The 18468-nt window shown below is 67.9% G+C and carries 8 protein-coding genes and 2 pseudogenes; 5 read left to right on the top strand and 5 right to left on the bottom strand.

What is annotated here, in order from left to right; all coding sequences use genetic code 11:
• Nucleotides 1-137 precede the first annotated feature (137 nt).
• The gene (locus BJF92_RS08035; RefSeq protein WP_075634317.1) at nt 138-5558 is read left to right on the top strand and encodes an alpha-2-macroglobulin family protein; all 5421 of its coding nucleotides are present in this window, start codon (nt 138-140) and stop codon (nt 5556-5558) included.
• 80 nt (nt 5559-5638) lie between these two features.
• Nucleotides 5639-7738 (top strand): annotated as a pseudogene (gene pbpC, locus BJF92_RS08030) (penicillin-binding protein 1C); the annotation flags it as partial.
• A 75-nt stretch (nt 7739-7813) separates the two neighbouring features.
• On the opposite strand, the gene BJF92_RS08025 reads toward pbpC, so the two are convergent.
• The 5 genes and pseudogenes from BJF92_RS08025 to BJF92_RS08005 all read right to left on the bottom strand — a co-directional run bounded on the left by BJF92_RS08025 (nt 7814) and on the right by BJF92_RS08005 (nt 12795).
• Nucleotides 7814-8017 carry a hypothetical protein gene (locus BJF92_RS08025; RefSeq protein WP_143523967.1) on the bottom strand — a complete coding sequence of 68 codons (204 nt, stop codon included), beginning with the start codon at nt 8015-8017 and terminating at the stop codon, nt 7814-7816.
• Nucleotides 8018-8504: 487 nt separating this feature from the next.
• Nucleotides 8505-9848, bottom strand: a complete 1344-nt coding sequence (gene hemN, locus BJF92_RS08020; protein WP_075634216.1) for an oxygen-independent coproporphyrinogen III oxidase — start codon at nt 9846-9848, stop codon at nt 8505-8507.
• An 86-nt stretch (nt 9849-9934) separates the two neighbouring features.
• A pseudogene (cydX, locus tag BJF92_RS26025) lies at nt 9935-10021 on the bottom strand (cytochrome bd-I oxidase subunit CydX); the annotation flags it as partial.
• Nucleotides 10022-10044: 23 nt separating this feature from the next.
• On the bottom strand, nt 10045-11190 hold the full coding sequence (cydB, locus tag BJF92_RS08010; protein ID WP_075634214.1) for a cytochrome d ubiquinol oxidase subunit II: 1146 nt from the start codon (nt 11188-11190) through the stop codon (nt 10045-10047).
• A gap of 24 nt (nt 11191-11214) precedes the next feature.
• Nucleotides 11215-12795, bottom strand: coding sequence for a cytochrome ubiquinol oxidase subunit I (locus tag BJF92_RS08005; RefSeq protein ID WP_075634213.1), 1581 nt, complete (start codon nt 12793-12795; stop codon nt 11215-11217).
• Nucleotides 12796-12993: 198 nt separating this feature from the next.
• Between BJF92_RS08005 and cydD the strand changes: the two genes are divergently transcribed.
• The 3 genes from cydD (at nt 12994) to BJF92_RS07990 (ending at nt 18350) form a co-directional block, all read left to right on the top strand.
• Complete coding sequence (cydD, locus tag BJF92_RS08000; protein ID WP_075634212.1) at nt 12994-14856, top strand: thiol reductant ABC exporter subunit CydD; 1863 nt, start codon at nt 12994-12996, stop codon at nt 14854-14856.
• The gene (gene cydC, locus BJF92_RS07995; protein ID WP_075634211.1) at nt 14853-16535 is read left to right on the top strand and encodes a thiol reductant ABC exporter subunit CydC; all 1683 of its coding nucleotides are present in this window, start codon (nt 14853-14855) and stop codon (nt 16533-16535) included. The genes cydD and cydC overlap by 4 nt, the downstream gene beginning before the upstream one ends.
• 315 nt (nt 16536-16850) lie before the next feature.
• Entirely contained in the window at nt 16851-18350 is a 1500-nt protein-coding gene (locus BJF92_RS07990) for a M48 family metalloprotease (protein ID WP_075634316.1), read from the top strand.
• Nucleotides 18351-18468: the final 118 nt, after the last annotated feature.

Below are 18468 nucleotides of genomic sequence, written 5' to 3'. Positions count from 1 at the left end.
GGGAGAGGACCACCGCCATGCCGTCCAGCATCACCGCTGCCATTGCGCGCGCCGAAACCTTGGCCGGCCGGCGGCTTTACACAAGACGCATGCCCATCCTCCGCTCCCTGTGGAACCGCCTCTGCCTGCCGCTGCTGATGGTCTGCCTGCTGATGACCGCAGCCCTGGTGCCGGCCCGCGCCGCCGAGCCCGACCGTCAGCCAGTACTGACCGAAAACGCCGATTATTTCGGCTTCGACCTGCGCACCGAACAGAACGTCACCTTGAAGGCCTGCGGCGAAATCTGCGCCGGCGACAAGGCCTGCCGGGCCTTTACCTATAATCCCAAGGCGAAATGGTGCTTCCTCAAGTCGGACTATGACACGCTCAACGACTTTCCCGGCGCCGTGGCCGGCCGCATGGTGGACAAGCGGCAGAAGGAGATCGATCTCGGCGCGCCGGCGGCCCTGCCCTTCCTCGACGCGGCGACGCTGGCCGAAGCGCGCCGGCTGAAGCGGGCCGCCGCCCTGCCGGAGGAGCTGAAGGGCGAGGGGCTGAACGCGCTGGTCGCCGCCGCGCGCAGGCAGGCGGATGCAGGCAATGCGGCGGAAGCGCTGCGGCTGGCAGCCGGCGCGGTCGGCATCCAGCCGGAGGATGGCGCGCTCTGGCTGCAGGCCGCACGCTACGCCCTGCGCATCACCGACAATGCCGAGCTGCAGCGCCAGGGCCTGCTTTCGGCCATCAATGCCTATGAGCTTTCGCGCACCAGCCGCACCCGCGCGGCCGCATTGGCGGGCCTGGCCGAAAGCCTGAAGGCCACCGGCAGCCCGCGACCGGCGCTGAACGCCTATAAGGCGAGCCTTGCGCTCGCCGACAGCAAGGCGGTGCGCAGCGCCTATGACGCCCTGCGCGCCACGGATGGCTTCCGCGTGGTGGAACATACGATCGATTCCGACAGCGCCACACCCCGAGCCTGCGTCCAGGTCTCCGAGCCCCTGGTCAAGGCCTTCGACTACCAGCCCTATGTGTTGCTGAACGGCCAGACGCCGCAGGCCATGGAGGCGAAGGATCAGCAGATCTGCGTGGAAGGCCTCGTTCATGGCGAGCGCTATGCCCTGACCTTGCGCAAGGGCCTGCCCTCTTCCGTCGATGAGCCCCTTGCCGCCGACGTCAATCTCGATCTCTATATTCGCGACCGCACCGCCCAGGTGCGCTTCACCGGCGAGAACTTCGTCCTGCCCTCGACCATGCGCCGCGGCCTGCCGCTCGTCTCGGTCAACACCCCGAGCGCGTCCCTGAAGCTCTATCGCATCGGCGAGCGCAACATTGCCGGGCTGATGGCCAATTCGCAGTTCCTGACCCAACTCAGCGGCTATACCGCCGACCGGATCTCGGAGGAGAGCGGCGCGCTTGTCTGGCAGGGCACGGTGGAGATCGCCAGCGACCTCAACAAGGAGGTGATCACCAGCATCCCGATCGACGAGGCGCTGCCGAAGCGTCAGCCGGGCGTCTATGTGATGACGGCGGCCTCCACCCTCGGCGTGGCCAACGAATGGGACAGCCGCGCCACCCAATGGTTCGTCATTTCCGATATCGGCCTGTCGACCTTCACCGGCACGGATGGCCTCACCGTTTTCGCCCGGGCGCTCTCCACTGCAACGCCGATGGAGGGCGTGAGCCTGCAGCTGCTCGCCCGCAACAATGAGGTTCTGGCGACAGCCAGGACGGATGCGACGGGCCGGGCGCGGTTCGATGCCGGGCTTTCGCGCGGCATGGCGGGGCTCGCCCCGGCAGTGATCACGGCTGCGACGGATTCGGGCGATTACGTCTTCCTCGACATGACCCGCGCCGGCTTCGACCTGTCGGACCGGGGCGTGACCGGCCGGCCTGCGCCGGGCGCCATCGACCTCTTCGCCTATACCGAGCGTGGCATCTACCGCACAGGCGAGACGGTGCATGCCGCAGCGCTTGCCCGCAACGAGCGGGCCGAGGCACTCGATGGGCTGCCGCTGACCTTCGTCTTCCTGCGCCCGGATGGCGTGGAGGATCAGCGCATGGTCGCCACCGCGCCGAAGCTCGGCGGCTATGCCGTGGATCTGGCGCTGCAGGACAATGCCATGCGCGGGCGCTGGACCCTGCAGATCTTCACCGACCCCAAGGGCAAGCCGCTTAGCGAACAGAGCTTCCTGGTCGATGATTTCGTCCCCGACCGCATCACCTTCGACATGACCAGTGCCGCGGACCGGCTCGTTCCGGGAACGCCGGCCGAGATCGACGTTAACGGCCGCTTCCTCTATGGCGCCCCGGCCGCCGGCCTGGCGCTGGAAGGCGAGGTTCTGGTCAAGCCGGTGCGCAGCGATCCCGCCCATCCCGGCTACCAGTTCGGCCTGGCGGATGAGGAAGCCGGCGAGGACCTGCGCATCCCGCTGGAAAACCTGCCGCCGCTCGATGCCGACGGCAAGGCGCGCTTTGCCGTGACGCTGGGCGATATGCCCTCGACCACGCGCCGGCTGGAGGCACATCTGGCCGTGCGCCTGCAGGAAAGCGGCGGCCGGGCGGTGGAGCGCACGCTGACCCTGCCGATATCAGATCAACGCGCCGCCATCGGCATCAAGCCGGAGTTCACCGGCGATGTCAGGGAAGGCGGCACGGCCGGCTTCCAGGTTCTGGCGCTGGATGAGAACGGCAAGGCAGCGGCGAAGGCGGGCCTTTCCTGGAAGCTGATCGCGGTCGAGCGGCGCTATCAATGGTATCGCCAGGGGGATTCCTGGGGCTATGAGCCCGTGATCTCCACGCGCCAGGTCGCCGATGGCCGGCTGGACGTGACGCCCGAAGGTGGGCGCATTACGGCGCCCGTCGGCTGGGGCCGTTACAGGCTCGAGGTGGAGGACAAGGTCGGCGGCACCGCCTCCAGCGTCGAATTCGATGCCGGCTTCTATGTCGCCGCGAGCTCGACAGAGACGCCGGATGCGCTGGAAATCGCGCTCGACAAGCCGCTCTACCGGCTGGGCGAAACGGCGAAGCTCAAGATCTCCCCGCGCTTTGCCGGCAAGGCGCTGGTCACCATTGGCTCGGAAAGCCTTGTTGCAACTTACGAGGCCGATGTTCCCGCCGGCGGCACGGTGGTGGACATTCCCGTGACACAAGCCTTCGGCGCCGGCGCCTATGTCACCGCCACGCTGTTTCGCCCCGGCGAGGCGCAGGAAAGCCGCATGCCGATGCGTGCCATCGGCATCGCCTGGGCCGGCGTCGATCCTGAAGCGCGCAAGCTCGCGCTGACGCTCGACCTGCCGGAAAAGACGCGGCCGCGCCAGCCGCTCGCCATTCCGGTCGCGCTGTCCGGCCTTGCCGCCGGCGAGGAGGCCTATGTCATGGTCGCCGCCGTCGATGTCGGCATTCTCAATCTCACGCGCTATCCCACACCTGATCCCGACGGCTGGTATTTCGGCCAGCGCCGGCTGGGCCTGGAGCTGCGCGATCTCTATGGCAAGCTGATCGATGGCTCGCTCGGTGCGCTGGGGCGCCTGCGCACCGGCGGCGATGGCGGACAAGTGGCGCTCCAGGGCAATCCGCCGACGGAAAAACTCGTCGCCTTCTTCTCCGGCCCCGTGCGGCTGGACGATGCGGGCCGCGCCACGGTCAGCTTCGACATTCCGCAGTTCAACGGCACCGCGCGGATCATGGCGGTGGCCTGGACCAGGCAAGGCGTCGGCCATGCCGAGAGGGACGTGGTGATCCGCGATCCCCTCGTCGTCACCGCCAGCAGCCCGCGCGTTCTGGCGCCCGGAGACCAGTCGCAATTGCGGCTGGATCTCGCCAACACCGATGCGGCGGCGACACAGGTGCGGCTCGCCATCACCACCAACGACGCGGTGAAGGTCGGCACCGACCGGCTGGCCGCCCCTCTGCCGATCCCACAGAACGGCCGCATCAGCGTCAACCTGCCGCTGTCGGGCGCTGCCATTGGCGAAGGCCGGATTACCATTGCCGCGGAACTTGCCGACGGCACCCGGCTCGACCAGCTCGTGACCCTGCCCGTGCGCGGCGCGGCCATGCCGGTCACCACCCATTTGCCGGTGGAGCTGAAGCCCGGCGAGAGCCTGACCGTCGATTCCGGTCTTCTGGCAGAAAGCCGGCTGGATGGCGCCGCTGTCAGCCTGAGCGTCGCCCGCAGCGCCGCCCTCGACATTCCCGCTCTGCTGATGATGCTCGACCGCTACCCCTATGGATGCGCCGAACAGACCACCAGCCGGGCGCTGCCGCTGCTCTATCTAAGCGAGCTGACCGGCCGGGCCGGCCTGCCGGCGGATCCCGATGCCTCCGCGCGGGTGAAAGGCGCGATCGAGCGGGTTCTCTCCTATCAGTCCTCGGCCGGCAGCTTCGGCCTGTGGAGCCCCGGCTCCGGCGATCTCTGGCTCGACGCCTATGTCAGCGATTTCCTGACGCGGGCGCGGGAGAAGGATCTGGCCGTGCCCGATACCGCCATGCGTCTGGCGCTGGACAATCTCCAGAACGCGCTGGCCTATGACAGCGAGATCGGCACGCGCGGCAACGAGGTGGCCTATGCGCTCTATGTGCTGGCGCGCAACCGCAAGGCCTCGATCTCCGATCTGCGCTATTATGCCGATACGAAGCTCGCCGATTTCAAGACGCCGCTCGCCAAGGCGCATCTGGCGGCCGCCCTGTCGCTCTATGGCGATCAGGCCAGGGCCGACAGCCTGTTTCTGGATGCGCAAGCAGCTGCGACCGCGCCTGACGTCGCCGATCTCGACCGGGGCGATTACGGCTCGGCCCTGCGAGACGATGCCGCCGTGCTGACGCTGGCGGCGGAAAGCCGTCCTGTGGCGAAGATCCTGCCTGTGATGGCGCACGAGGTGGAACGGCAGGCGGCGGCGAAGACGCTCACCAGCACCCAGGAGCAGATGTGGCTGCTGCTCGCCGCCCGCGCCATTGACAAGGGCGACAGCGGCATTCGTCTGACAGTGGATGGTGCCGCCCGGCAGGGACCCTTCTCCACCCGCAGGAGCGGCGAGGAGATCCTGGCCGCACCGGTAACGATTGCCAATAGGGGCAGCGATCCGGTGACCGCGACGGTCACCACGCTGGCCGCCCCGGCCTTTCCGCTGCCCGCCGGCGGCAATGGCTTCGCGCTCAGCCGCGCCTATTACCGGCTCGACGGCACCGAGGCGAACATCTCCGATGCTAGGCAGAACGAGCGCTTCGTCGTGGTGCTGACGGTGCAGCAGGACAATCCCTGGCCGGCCCGGGTGATCCTGACCGATCTCCTGCCCGGCGGCTTCGAGATCGACAATCCAAGCCTGGTGGATAGCGCCAGGCTGGCGAATTTCGACTGGATCGACGCGGTGGAGCCCGCTCATGCCGAATTCCGCAACGACCGCTTCGTCGCCGCCTTCGACCGGCAGCAGGGCGAGGCGGGCAGCTATTCGGTGGCCTATGTCGTGCGCGCGGTTACGCCGGGCACCTATGAACAGCCGGCCGCTCAGGTGGAAGACATGTACCGGCCGCAATTTTCGGCCCGCACCGCCGGCGGCCGGATGACGGTCTCCTCCGCGCCGTGAACGTATCAGTGCATCCGCCCGAGGAGCAAGAAGCCCGGGAGCAGGAGGCCCGGCCTCCCGCCAGGCGCCGGCTCAGGCGGCTGGGCTGGGTGGGCTGCGGCCTTGTCGCCGGGCTGGCTTTGCTCGCCATCGGGCTCGATGCCGCTGACCGTGCCTTTCCGCCGCCTTTGGCTGGCGCCATGACCGTCTCGGCAGAGATCCTCGACCGGGACGGCCGGCTGCTGCGCGCCTTCGCCACGCCGGAGGGGCATATGCGGCTCAAAACCGCCGCGGGAGATGTCGATCCGCAATTCACCCGCATGCTGATCGCCTATGAGGACCAGCGCTTCCTCCACCATCCCGGCATCGATCCGGTGGCGCTCGCCCGCGCGGCGGGCCAGTTTCTCATGCATGGCCGCATCGTCTCGGGCGCATCCACCCTCTCAATGCAGCTCGCCCGGCTGATCGAGCCGCGCGAGAACCGCTCTCTGACGGCCAAGCTGCGCCAGATCGCGCGTGCCTTTCAGATCGAGCGCCGGCTGACAAAGGCCGAGATCCTCGATCTCTACCTTACCCATGCGCCCTATGGCGGCAATCTCGAAGGCGTGCGGGCGGCGAGCCTCGCCTATTTCGGCAAGGAGCCGCGCCGGCTGACGACGGCGCAGGCTGCGTTGCTGGTCGCCCTGCCGCAATTGCCGGAGCACCGCCGGCCGGACCGCCACCCCCAGGCCGCCGAGGCCGCGCGCGCCCGCGTGCTCGCGCGCCTCGCCGTCGGCCGGCTGATCGGCGCGGGCGAGGCCGAGCGCGCCGGGCTGGAGCCGGTGCCAGTCAGACGCACGGACCTGCCGGCGCTGGCCCCGCATGTGGCCGAAGCCGCGCGGCGCAAGGGGCCGCTTGCCGAGCGCACGCCGACCACGCTCGACCGCGACCGCCAGAGCGCGCTGGAAGAGGTGGCGCGCACGGCCGCCGCACGGCTCGATCCGCAGGTCTCGCTGGCCCTGATGCTGGCGGATGCGCAGACCGGCGCCATCCTGGCCGAGGTCGGCTCAGCCGATTTCACCGACCGGGCGCGACGCGGCTTCGTCGACATGACGCGCGTGCCGCGCTCGCCCGGCTCTACGCTCAAGCCCTTCATCTATGGCCTCGCCTTTGAGGAGGGGCTGATCGCGCAGGAGACGCTGATCGAGGACCGGCCGGCCGATTTCTTCGGCTACCGGCCCCGCAATTTCGACATGAGCTATCAGGGCGACGTGACGATCCGCCAAGCGCTGCAACTGTCCCTGAACGTGCCGGCCGTACGTCTCCTGGATGCGGTCGGCCCGAGCCGGCTGATCGTGCGGTTTCGCCGGGCCGGCGTGACGGTGGAGCTGCCGAAGGGCGCGCCGCCGGGGCTGGCGATCGGCCTTGGCGGCCTCGGCATCAGCCTGCGCGATCTGGTCCAGCTCTATGCCGCGCTCGCGCGGCGCGGCGCGCCGGTGACGCTCGGAAACGGCGTGGACCGGCAGCCCGCGCAGGAAGAGGCCGCGCCGCTGCTCGATCCGGCCGCCAGCTGGCAGGTGGCCGATATTCTCTCCGGCGTGCTGCCGCCGCAGGGCAGCGCCCGGCGCGTGCTCGCCTACAAGACCGGCACCAGCTACGGTTACCGCGATGCCTGGTCGGTGGGCTTTGACGGACGCTATGTGCTGGGGGTCTGGGTGGGCCGCGCCGACAATGGCGCCGTGCCCGCCATCAGCGGCTATGCCACCGCCGCGCCGATCCTGTTCGAGGCCTTCGCCCGTTCGGGGCTGGCCAGCGTTCCCCTGCCCCGGCCGCCCACCGGCGCCCGGCGGCTTGCGCCCGCCGACCTGCCGGCGGCGCTGCGCCGCTTCACGGCCGATCAGCAGGGCCTGGCCGCGCTGTCACGCCGGCCGGCAGACCCAGCCCCGCGCATCGTCTATCCGCCCGATGGCGCGCGCGTGGATCTCGGCAGTGGTGAAGACGGGGGCGAAATCGAAAGCGAAACCGCCGCCGAAGGCGGTCTCGAGCCGTTGACGCTGAAGCTGCAGGGCGGGCGGGCGCCGTTCCGCTGGCTCGCCAATGGCCGGCCGATGGCCGAGCCGAGCCTGCGGCGCGTGAGCCAATGGCAGCCGGACGGGCTTGGCTTTTCGACGCTGACCGTCATCGACGCCGCCGGCCGCGCGGCCAGCGTGCGGGTCTTCCTGCAGAAGGGCGATATGGATCAGGCTTTGCCGCAAGCGGGATCAGGGCCGCAAGCGCGATCAGGGCCGTGAGCGCGATCAGGAACTCTCGTCCAGCGCCATCAGGGTGCGGCGCAGAAGCTCGCTTTCCTCGTGCACGCCATGGCGATAAAGCGTCAGCACCAGCGCGGCCACCGGGTTCATGGCATCGCTTTCAAGGCCTCGGGCCGCTCGTGCATTGTCATAGACGCGCTGGCACAAATCCACATGTTCCGGAAGCATCGGCTCGTTACGCCACGGCATGGTTCGGTCCCCATCGAGAGATCGTCGAAATCGTCAGGTGCTGAACAAGCAAGCAGCGCCTCCTGTTCCATACAGCACCAGGGATCTCCAATCCTCCCCCCGAAATATTCATGAACATCCATAGTAATCCCCCCTCCTCCACCAGAAAGCTTTCTCCACAACTTTTGCGCGGACAAGGAGAAAAAGATCACGCGGGAGATTCTGTTCGTCAATAGGCGGATTGTTGCCTTGCTATACCGCTTGTACCGACGATTGCCGATGCCGGGAAAGCCCCTCAGCTTGACCACAAGGGTGCATGACCATGCGCAGCCCCTGTCTTCCTCGCCCGGGCCGAGGCGCGTGGGCGGGCCGACGAGACACGCCGCCAAGCCAGAGCATCGGACCGAAAATGGGAACCGGTCTCGGCGAAATTTGTTGAAAAAACAAAGAGCTAAAGCATCAGACTGCGGATGATGTTCAGTCCGATGCTCTTCGTCTGCCGCTGTCCTCAAACCGCAAGGCTGAAGCGACCGCTCGTCTGACGGCGAAAGCTGTCGAACAGGGTTGCGACCACCCTGACCAGCGGCTTTCCCGTCTCCGTTATCCACAGGCGGCGGCCCTCGACCGTCACCAGCCCGTCACGCACCATTGGCCGGATCAGGGCGAGCTCGTCGCTGAAGTCCTTCTGCGGGGCGATCAGATCGAGATCGACGGCGAACTGGCACATCAACGCCTCGATGATCCGCCCGCGCAACCGATCCTCCTCGCTCACCCGGCAGCCGCGAATGCCCGCGAGAAGCCCTTCCTGCGCGATGCGAACATAGCGCGTGGTGTCGGGCTCGTTCTGCACGAAGCCATCGGGCAGATGGGAGATGGCCGACGCGCCGAAGCCGATCAGCACCGCGCAGTCATCATCGGTATAGCCCTGGAAATTGCGGTGAAGCCGCCCGGTGGCCTGGGCGGCCAGCAGCGCATCGCCCGGCAGCGCATAGTGATCGATGCCGACAGGGGCATAGCCTGATTGCATCAGCGCCTCGGCCACCGTCGCGGCCTGTTCGACACGGTCGTCAGGTCCTGGCAGGCTGACGGCGCTGATCCGCTTCTGGTTGGCGCGCCGGTGCGGCATATGCGCATAGCCATAGCAGGCCACGCGGGCCGGGCGGAGCGCTGCGACCTTGGCGCAGGTCCGCCGCAAGGACTTTACCGTCTGCAGCGGCAGTCCATAGATCAGATCGACATTGATCGCGTCGATGCCGGCCTGCCTTAGGGCGGCGAAGGCGGCCACCACCTGCTCCTCCGGCTGGATCCGGCCGATGGCCGCCTGCACCAGGGGATCGGTGTCCTGCACGCCGAGGCTGACGCGGTTGACCCCGAGCGCAGCCAGGGCTGCGGCAAGCGGTGCATCCACCAGCCGGGGATCGAGCTCGATCGCGTGCTCGGCATCGGGCAAGATCTCGAAATAGCGCGCAAGAACCGCCATGACCGAGGCCAGCCCCTCCGCGCCGAGGCTGGAGGGCGTGCCGCCGCCCCAGTGGATGCGGCCGACCTTGAGCCTGCGGCGGGCGGAAGCCGCCACGGTGCCGATCTCGGCCTCTAAGGCGGCGCGGTAGCTGTCGATCACGCTGTCGCGGCGATAGGCCTTGGCGTGGCAGCCGCAATAGTGGCAGAGGTCACGGCAATAGGGCACGTGCAGATAGACCGAGACCGGCCGGTCGCCATCGACCCGCCGCAGCCACCGTTCCTGCTCGGTGGCGCCCACCGTCACGGAGAACTCCGCGGCGGTGGGGTAGGATGTATAGCGCGGCACCGGCATGGCCGCGTAGCGCCTGAGCAGATCCTCTGCCTCGCCCATCAGCGTGCTCCCCGGGGTGCGGACTTCACCTGCGCGCGCTGCAGGGCCTTGTCGTCCGCGGTTTCCGGCAGGGCCGAGGCCAGATTGTCCTCGCGCATTTCAAACCACATGGCGTTGAGGATGGCGAAGGCGCAGGCAAGGCCCAGGCCGAGGATCCAGGAAAAATACCACATAGGAACATCTCCTCCGTCAGGGTTCAGTAAGCGTTCGGGTTGCGGCCGATCGAGGCCGGCGTGACCGGGCCGCGCATCACGCGATAGACCCAGGCGGTGTAGGCCAGCACGATCGGCAGGAAGATCAGCGTGGAGACCAGCATGATGAACAGCGTCATATGGCTGGACGAGGCGTCCCACACCGTCAGGCTGACCGCCGGATCGAGCGAGGACGGCAGCAGGAAGGGGAAGAGCGACAGGCCCGCCGTGGCGATGATGCCGGTGATGGCCAGCGTGGTGGCGGCGAGCCCCACCAGGGCGGAGCGGCCGAGGGTGAGCGTCGCCACCAGCAAGCCGCCAAGGCCCAGAACCGGCGCCGCGATCATCCAGGGATGGGCGGCATAGTTGGCCATCCAGCCGCCAGCGGCAAGCGTCACGGTCTTGTTCAGCGGGTTGGACGGCCCGAAGACATCCTGAACGCTGGTGACAACATAGCCCGGCAGCAGGAAGGCCACCCAGAGGCCTGCCAGCAGGAAGAGCACGAAACCGGCGGCAGCCGCCATCCGGCCATAGGCGCCGGCACGCTCGGCCACCGGCCCCTCGGTGCGCAGCGCGATGACGGCAGCGCCATGGGCCACCAGCATGGCGACGCTGACGAGGCCGGAGACGAGCGCGAAGGGGCGCAGGAGGCCGAAGAAGGTCCCCTCATAAGAAGGCCGCAGCGTGCCGTCGAGGCCGAAGGGCACGCCGAGCAGCACATTGCCGACCGCCACGCCGAAGATCAGCGCCGGCACGAAGCCGCCGATGAACAGCGCCCAGTCCCAGAGAGCGCGCCAGCGCGGATCGGCGATCTTGCCGCGAAACTTGAAGCCGACGGGACGCAGGATCAAGGCGAGCAGGATGGTGATCATCGCCAGGTAGAAGCCGGAGAAGGAGACGGCATAGAGCGCCGGCCAGGCGGCGAAGATCGCGCCGCCGCCGAGGATCAGCCAGACCTGATTGCCCTCCCAGGTCGGGCCGACGAGATTGATCAGCGTGCGCCGCTCCTCGTCCGTGCGGGCGGCGAAGGGCAGGAGCGCGCCGATACCGAGATCGAAGCCGTCCATGATGGCAAAACCGATCAGGAGCACGCCGAGCAGAAGCCACCAGACGAGGCGGAGCGTTTCATAGTCGAGAGGAAGTTGGGTCATGACGAGACCTTTCAGCGGGACGGGTCAGCGGGACGGGTTCGCGGCGGCGGCTTCGGGAAACCGGCTGGATCCCTGAAGGCCCTCGAGCAGGGTGTAGCTGGCCGGCCCGGCCTTGATGGTCTTGACCATCAGATAGACCATGACGCCAAGCAGCGCGGTATAGAGCGTGACGAAGAAGCCGAGGCTGATCGCCAGATCGACGACCGACAGGCCGGAGGCGGCGTAGAAGGTCGGCAGGACGCCCTCGATCGCCCAGGGCTGCCGGCCATATTCGGCCACGAGCCAGCCGCTTTCGATCGCGATCCACGGAACCGGCAGGCTGAAGAAGGCGAGTTTGAGGAAGGCGGGGGTCTGGCGCAGACGGTGCAGCGTCGAGAGCACGAGGGCGAGCGCGAAGAAACCGATCATATAGAGGCCCATGGCCACCATGATGCGGAAGCTCCAGAACAGCACAGCCACATCAGGCACGGTATCGAGCGCGGCCTTGCGGATCTCTTCGGGAGTCGCATTCTGGACGTCGTCGCGATAGCGCTTGAGCAGCAAACCATAGCCGAGGTCCTTCCAGTTGGCGGCGAAGGCTTCGCGCGCGGCCTGGTTCTTTGGGTCGGCCTTGATCGCCTCGAGATCGGCGGCGGCCTGCATGCCGGAGCGGATCCGGGTCTCGGCATGCTCCACCAGCGGGCGGATGCCGGGCACTTCGGTGTTGAGCGAGCGGGTGGTGATCAGGCCGAGGATCCAGGGGATCTTCACCTCATAGGCGTTGCCGTCCTTGCCCGGCAGGGCGAAGAGCGTGAGACCTGCCGGCGCCGGCTCGGTTTCCCACATGGCCTCCACGGCGGCGATCTTCATCCTCTGATGCTCGGTGGCGACATAGCCGCTTTCGTCCCCCAGCACCACGACCGACAGCGCCGAGGCCAGGCCGAAGCTGGCGGCCACCGCCATGGAGCGCTTGGCCAGATCCACATGCCGGCCACGCAGGAGATAGAAGGCACTGATGGCCATGACGAACATGGCGCCGGTGGTGTAGCCGGCCGAGACGGTATGGACGAACTTGGCCTGGGCGACCGGATTGAAGATCACCTCAGCGAAATTGGTCACCTCCATCCGCATCGTATCGGGATTGAAGCGGGCGCCGACGGGGTTTTGCATCCAGCCATTGGCGACGAGAATCCACAGCGCGGAGAAGTTGGCGCCGAAAGCGGTGAGCCAGGTGACGATCAGATGGCCGACCTTCGACAGCCGGTCCCAGCCGAAGAAGAACAGGCCGATGAAGGTGGCCTCCAGAAAGAAGGCCATCAGGCCCTCGATCGCCAGCGGCGCGCCGAACACGTCGCCGACATAATGGCTGTAATAGCTCCAGTTCATGCCGAACTGGAATTCCATGACGATGCCGGTGGCCACGCCCATGGCGAAATTAATGCCGAAGAGCGTGCCCCAGAACAGCGTCATGCGCCGCCAGACCGGCCGGCCGGTCATCACATAGACGCTTTCCATGATCGCCATCATGAAGGAGAGGCCCAGCGTCAGGGGCACGAAGAGGAAGTGGTAAAGCGCTGTCGCGGCGAATTGCAGCCGCGCCAGGTCCACGACGGTGAAATCGATCATTGCGCGATTCCTGTTGTTCGAGGCCGGCCGAAACGCCGGATCGTTGCGAAGGCTAGGCGCACCTTCGCGGTCGCGCATTGATTTCGATCAATGCCCCCCAACGGGGGATCGGCGACAAGACAGGCATGCTTTGGCTCCAGGCCCTCTCCGGGTGTTCCCGCCCTATTCCCGGAGCCAAACCCGAAGCGGAGCCCTGCCATGTCGAAGTCCCCATCCGCCGCCGATCGCGCCGCCCGACGCCAGCAGCTGAAAAAGCTGGCGCGCCCGGGCGGTTGGGCGCTGCACGCCGCGCTGATCCTGCCGCTGGTCGCAGGGCTGCTGCTCGTGGTGCAGGCGACATTGCTGGCCCATGTGCTCGACCGGGCGATCGCGGGAAGCGTCTCGGCCGATGTCCTGGTCAGCCCGATTGCAGCCATCGGCGCGCTCATTCTGCTCAGGGCCGGCCTCGGCCTTGCCGGCGAGCGCTGCGCCACCGCCGGCGCCGAGCGCATCAAGACGCGACTGCGCGCGCTGTTGTTTTCCCGGCTGCTGGCGCGCGATGTCAGGGCGCGGGGCCAGGGCTCGGGCACGCTCGCCTCTGTCATCATCGATCAGGTGGACCATCTCGACGGCTACTTCGCCCGCTTTCTGCCGGCCAGCCTGCAGGCCACCCTTCTGCCGCTCGCCTTTGCCGTTGCTGTTTTCAGGGTCGATCTCGTCGTCGCTTTGCTCTTTCTCGTCACCGCCCCGCTCATTCCGCTGTTCATGGCGCTGGTCGGCTGGGGCGCGGAAGCGGCCGCGCGAGACCAGGCGAATGCGCTCTCGCGCCTGTCAGGCCATTTTGCGGACCGGCTGCGCGGCATCCGGACGCTGAAACTCTTCGGGCGCGAGATCAGCGAAACCGCCGCCGTCAAGAGCGCGGGCGAGGATTTGCGCCTCAGGACCCTACGAGTTCTAAGGATTGCTTTTCTTTCGTCGGCAGTATTGGAATTCTTCGCCGCGCTCGGGGTCGCCGGTGTCGCCCTTTATGTCGGATTGGGCTATCTCGGCTATCTCCCCGGCCATGCCGGCAGCCTGACTCTGGAGGAAGGGCTTTTTTGTCTCCTGATGGCGCCCGAGGTCTATCAGCCGCTGCGGCTGATGGCGGCGCATTATCACGACAAGAAAGCGGCAGAGAGCGCGCTGGCGGAAATCGCCGCGCGACTGGACGAGACGCAATTCGACGACGGCCCTCAGCATGCGCAGGCGCAGGACCGGGATGGTCCTCAGGCCGCGCGAGAGAAGCCGGGACCTTGGGAAGCCGACGCGACCGACGGGGTGGGTGCTATCGCATCCCGGGAGGAGCCTTTCGACGGGCGCGCGTTTCCCCGGCAGGCAGGCGGCCTTGAGATCGACGCGTTCACGCTTTGGACGCCCGATCGGGGCCGCCGCCTGCTCCATTCACAGGCATGGTCGCTTAAGGCCGGCGCGCAGATCGCCCTTCTGGGCGAGAGCGGCATCGGCAAGACCAGCTTCCTGCAGGCGCTCGCTGGCCTGCGCCCCTTTGACGGCACGGTGCGCCTGGGTGGCCAGCCGATCGATCAGATCGCGCCCGCGCGCCTGCGGCGGTCGATCACGCTGCTGAACCAGCGCCCCTTCTTCCTCGCCGGCACGGTGGCCGACAATCTGCGCTTCGCCGCGCCAGACGCCAGCGAGGGCGCCATGCTCGATGCGGCGCAGAAAAGCGGCCTTCTCGATGATCTCGCCCGGCTTCCGCGCGGGCTCGACACCGCCGTTGGCCCCGGCGGACAGGGGCTCTCCGGCGGTCAGGCCCAGCGCCTGGCGCTTGCCCGGGTCTTCCTCACCGATCCCGCTTTGCTGCTCCTCGATGAGCCGACCGCCCATCTCGACGGGGAGACCGAACAGCGGGTCATGGATGCGCTCATGGTCTTTGCCATGGGCCGCAGCCTCGTGATCGCCACCCACTCCCAGAACCTGGCCGCGCGCCTGCCCCGCGCTTGGCGCTTAAGCCGCTGCGGCCTCTGGCCGAGCATTGCCGGCCGCGGCCCCGGCGCCGCCATCAGCACGGAGAATGCGGCATGAGCCTCCTCGATCTGCTTTGGCCGCTCTATCGCCGGGAAGCGCCGCGCCTGCTGGCGGCGCTGGGGCTCGGCCTCGTCACGCTATTTGCCGGTATCGCTCTCCTCGGCATCTCCGGCTGGTTTCTCACCGCGGCCGCGCTGAGCACGGCCGGCATGGCCTTCAATCTCTTCGGCCCCTCCTCGCTGATCCGGGGCCTGTCGCTGCTGCGCATCCTCGCGCGCTATGGCGAGCGCATCGCCGGGCATGATGCGACGCTGGCGCTTCTGGCCGCCTTGCGTGGCGATGTCTTCGCCCGGCTGCTCGCCCGTATTCCGCTCGGCCGCCTGCCGGATGAGACCGGCGCAGCCATGGCGCATGGCGATCTCGTGAGCCGGCTCACGGCCGACATCGACCAGCTCGAAAGCCTGTTCGTCGTCGGTGTCGGGCCGCTGGTCAACGGGCTGCTGGCCGCCCTGGCGCTCGGCGTGGCGCTGGCGCTCCTGCTGCCCTCGGCGCTGCTGCCGGTCCTCTTCGCCCTGGCGCTGGCCATCATCGGCGTGCCGCTGCTGCTCCTCCTCCTGGCCCGCCGCCCGGCGCGCGCGGTGGCGCGGCTTGGCGCGCTGCTGCGTGGTGCGGTGATCGAGGCGATCGAGAGCCGCGACGATCTCCGCGCCTTCGGCCGCACCGCCCTGGCGCAGACCCGCTTTGAACAGGCGGCGGCGGAGCTTGGCCGTGCGCGGCGGCGGCTGGCGCTGTCAGGCGCGCTGGCCGGCGCCGCCATGCAGGCGCTGACCGCCTGCGCCCTGCTCGCCGTGCTGCTGCTCGGCACGCGGGCGCTGTCGTCGGGCGCGATCACCGGCCCGCTGCTCGTCGGGCTGCTGCTCGGCACGCTGGCGAGCTTCGAGGCGGTGGCGGCCATTCTGCGCGGCGTCGCCCGCTTCGGACCCGCGGCCGCGGCGGCCGAGCGGCTAGCCGGCCTTCTGGACGCGCCCGCAGCCATCGTTGCGGAGCCGCATACCCTCTCCTTGCCAAATAGCCTCGACATCGCCTTTGAGGCGGTGCATTTCGCCTATGAGCCGGGCCGGCCGGCGCTTTCGGGGCTGACGCTCAAGATCGGCTGCGGCGAGCGCGTGGCGCTGACGGGTCCTTCCGGCAGCGGCAAGTCCACCCTGTTCGCCCTCATCCTGCGCCTGCACGATCCCGATGCCGGCCGCGTGCTGTTGGGCGGGATCGACCTCAAATGCGCCGATCCTGACGAGATTCACGCCGCGGTCGCGGTGCTGGAGCAGGATGCCCCCCTCTTCATGGGCAGCGTGCGCGACAATCTCCTGATCGGCAATCCGCGATGCGGGGATGCCGCGCTCTGGGCGATGCTGGAGGCAGTCCAGATGGCCGATCTCGTCGCGGCCCTGCCGGGCGGGCTGGATGCCTTCGTCGGCGAAACCGGCCACACGCTGTCGGCGGGTCAGGCACGCCGGCTCTGCCTGGCGCGCACGCTCCTGTCGCCTGCCCCCATCCTGCTCCTGGACGAGCCGACCGCCAGCCTGGACCCCACGCTCGAACAGGCAATCTTCGAGGCACTCCCGCGCCTGACCGCCGGCCGTACGCTCGTCGTGGCCACCCACGCGCCCCCGGCCATGCTGAAGGACTTCAACCGAAAACTGCATCTTTGCGCACAGGGCGCGCTCGAAATCGCCTGATCGCAAGGCTTCGAAACCCGTCAAGCCTGCCGCGCCGCACGCGTCAAAATCGCTCTTTTCACCATAGCCTTGCGGAATCCACCGCAGTGCAGCGATTTCGCCTAGGAATCGCCCCAGAGTCTGCTGTAGAGCGAAAACGTGGCAGAACGGGCGCTGCCGCCCCATTTCTCTAGGCGGCGCAGCCTTTGGAAGGAGACCGATCCAAGCGGTTTCCAGCAGCGGCCGACGCCATGACGAGAACGCGCGGCGACCCCTCGGGGACGCCCGTGAATGGCGAGACGGCGAGCGGATGGCATGACGGACGCGACGATCAGGATGACGGGCGCAACGCGCGAAAGCCGGCGACAGGGCGGCTTGATCGTGCGCGCGAGCCTGCTTGCAGGGCTGACGATGCTGGCCGGATGCCAGACGGCGCTGGAACAGGCCTATGAACCGCCGGCCGTTCAGCCCTCCTCGACACCGCAGATCGTCTCCGAGGTGCAGAAGAACGACCCCCGCGCCCAGATGGGCGCGCGCGAGCATCCGCGCATCCTGGCAAGCTATGGCGGGGAGTACAAGGACGAGAAGACGGAACGGCTGGTCGCCCGCATCACCGGCGCGCTGACGGCCGTGTCGGAAAATCCGAGCCAGTCCTATCGCATCACCATTCTCAATTCCCCGGCCATCAACGCCTTCGCCCTGCCCGGCGGCTATCTCTATGTCACGCGCGGGCTGCTGGCTTTGGCCAATGACGCCTCCGAAGTCGCCGCCGTGCTGTCGCACGAAATGGCGCATGTCACCGCCAATCACGGCATCCAGCGCCAGCAGCGCGAGGAGGCTGAGGTCATCGCCAGCCGGGTGGTTTCCGAAGTGCTTTCCAGCGACATCGCCGGCAAGGAGGCGCTGGCGCGCGGCAAGCTGCGGCTCGCCGCCTTCTCGCGCAACCAGGAGCTTCAGGCCGACCAGATCGGCGTGCGCATGCTGGGCGAGGCCGGCTATGATCCCTATGCCGCCGCCCGCTTCCTGGAAGCCATGGCCGCCTATGCCAGCTTCAATGCGGTGGACCCGGAAAACGATCAGAGCATGGACTTCCTGTCCAGCCATCCGAGCGCGCCACAGCGTGTCGATCTCGCCCGCCGGCATGCGCGCGCCTTCGGCCCGGAGGGCACGACGGGCGATCGCGGGCGCGACTATTATCTCGACGGCATCGATGGCCTGCTCTATGGCGACAGCCCGCAGGAGGGCTATGTCCGCGGCCAGACCTTCCTGCACGGCAAGCTCGGCATCCGCTTCGAGGTGCCCGAAGGCTTCCAGATCGACAACAAGGTCGAGGCCGTGCTGGCGACCGGCCCCGGCGAAGTGGCGATCCGCTTCGATGGCGTGGCCGACAGCCAGGGCCGCAGCCTGACCGATTATATCGCCTCCGGCTGGGTCACCGGTCTGGAGCCGGACACGATCCGGGCGACGCAGGTCAACGGCCTGGAGGCCGCCACCGCCCGCGCCTCGGCCGACCGCTGGGACTTCGACGTGACGGTGATCCGCATCGGCAGCCAGATCTACCGCTTCCTCACCGCCGTGCCCAAGGGCTCGGCCGCGCTGGACCCGACCGCCAAGGTGCTGCGCGCCTCCTTCCGCCGCATGACGGCCGAGGAAGCCGCCTCGCTGAAGCCGCTGCGGGTGCGCGTCTTCACCGTCAAGCAGGGCGAGACCGTACCCACGCTCGCCTCGCGCATGATGGGGACGGACCGCAAGCTGGAACTGTTCCGGATGATCAACGCCATGGGCCTGACCGCCACGGTGAAGCCGGGCGACCGCGTGAAAATCATCACCGAATAAAATTCAGCTTAAATTTCTGATATTATTGAATTTTAACGATCAAAAACGCCCGGGCGCGTGCCGATTTGGCACGCCCTGGCCCCAGGTCCCGCATCCGCGCGGAAAGGGGTGGTTAACC

This window comes from Xaviernesmea rhizosphaerae (assembly GCF_001938945.1).
In the GTDB taxonomy this organism is placed as follows: Bacteria; Pseudomonadota; Alphaproteobacteria; order Rhizobiales; family Rhizobiaceae; genus Xaviernesmea; species Xaviernesmea rhizosphaerae.
This window is presented reverse-complemented; position numbering and strand designations above follow the sequence as displayed.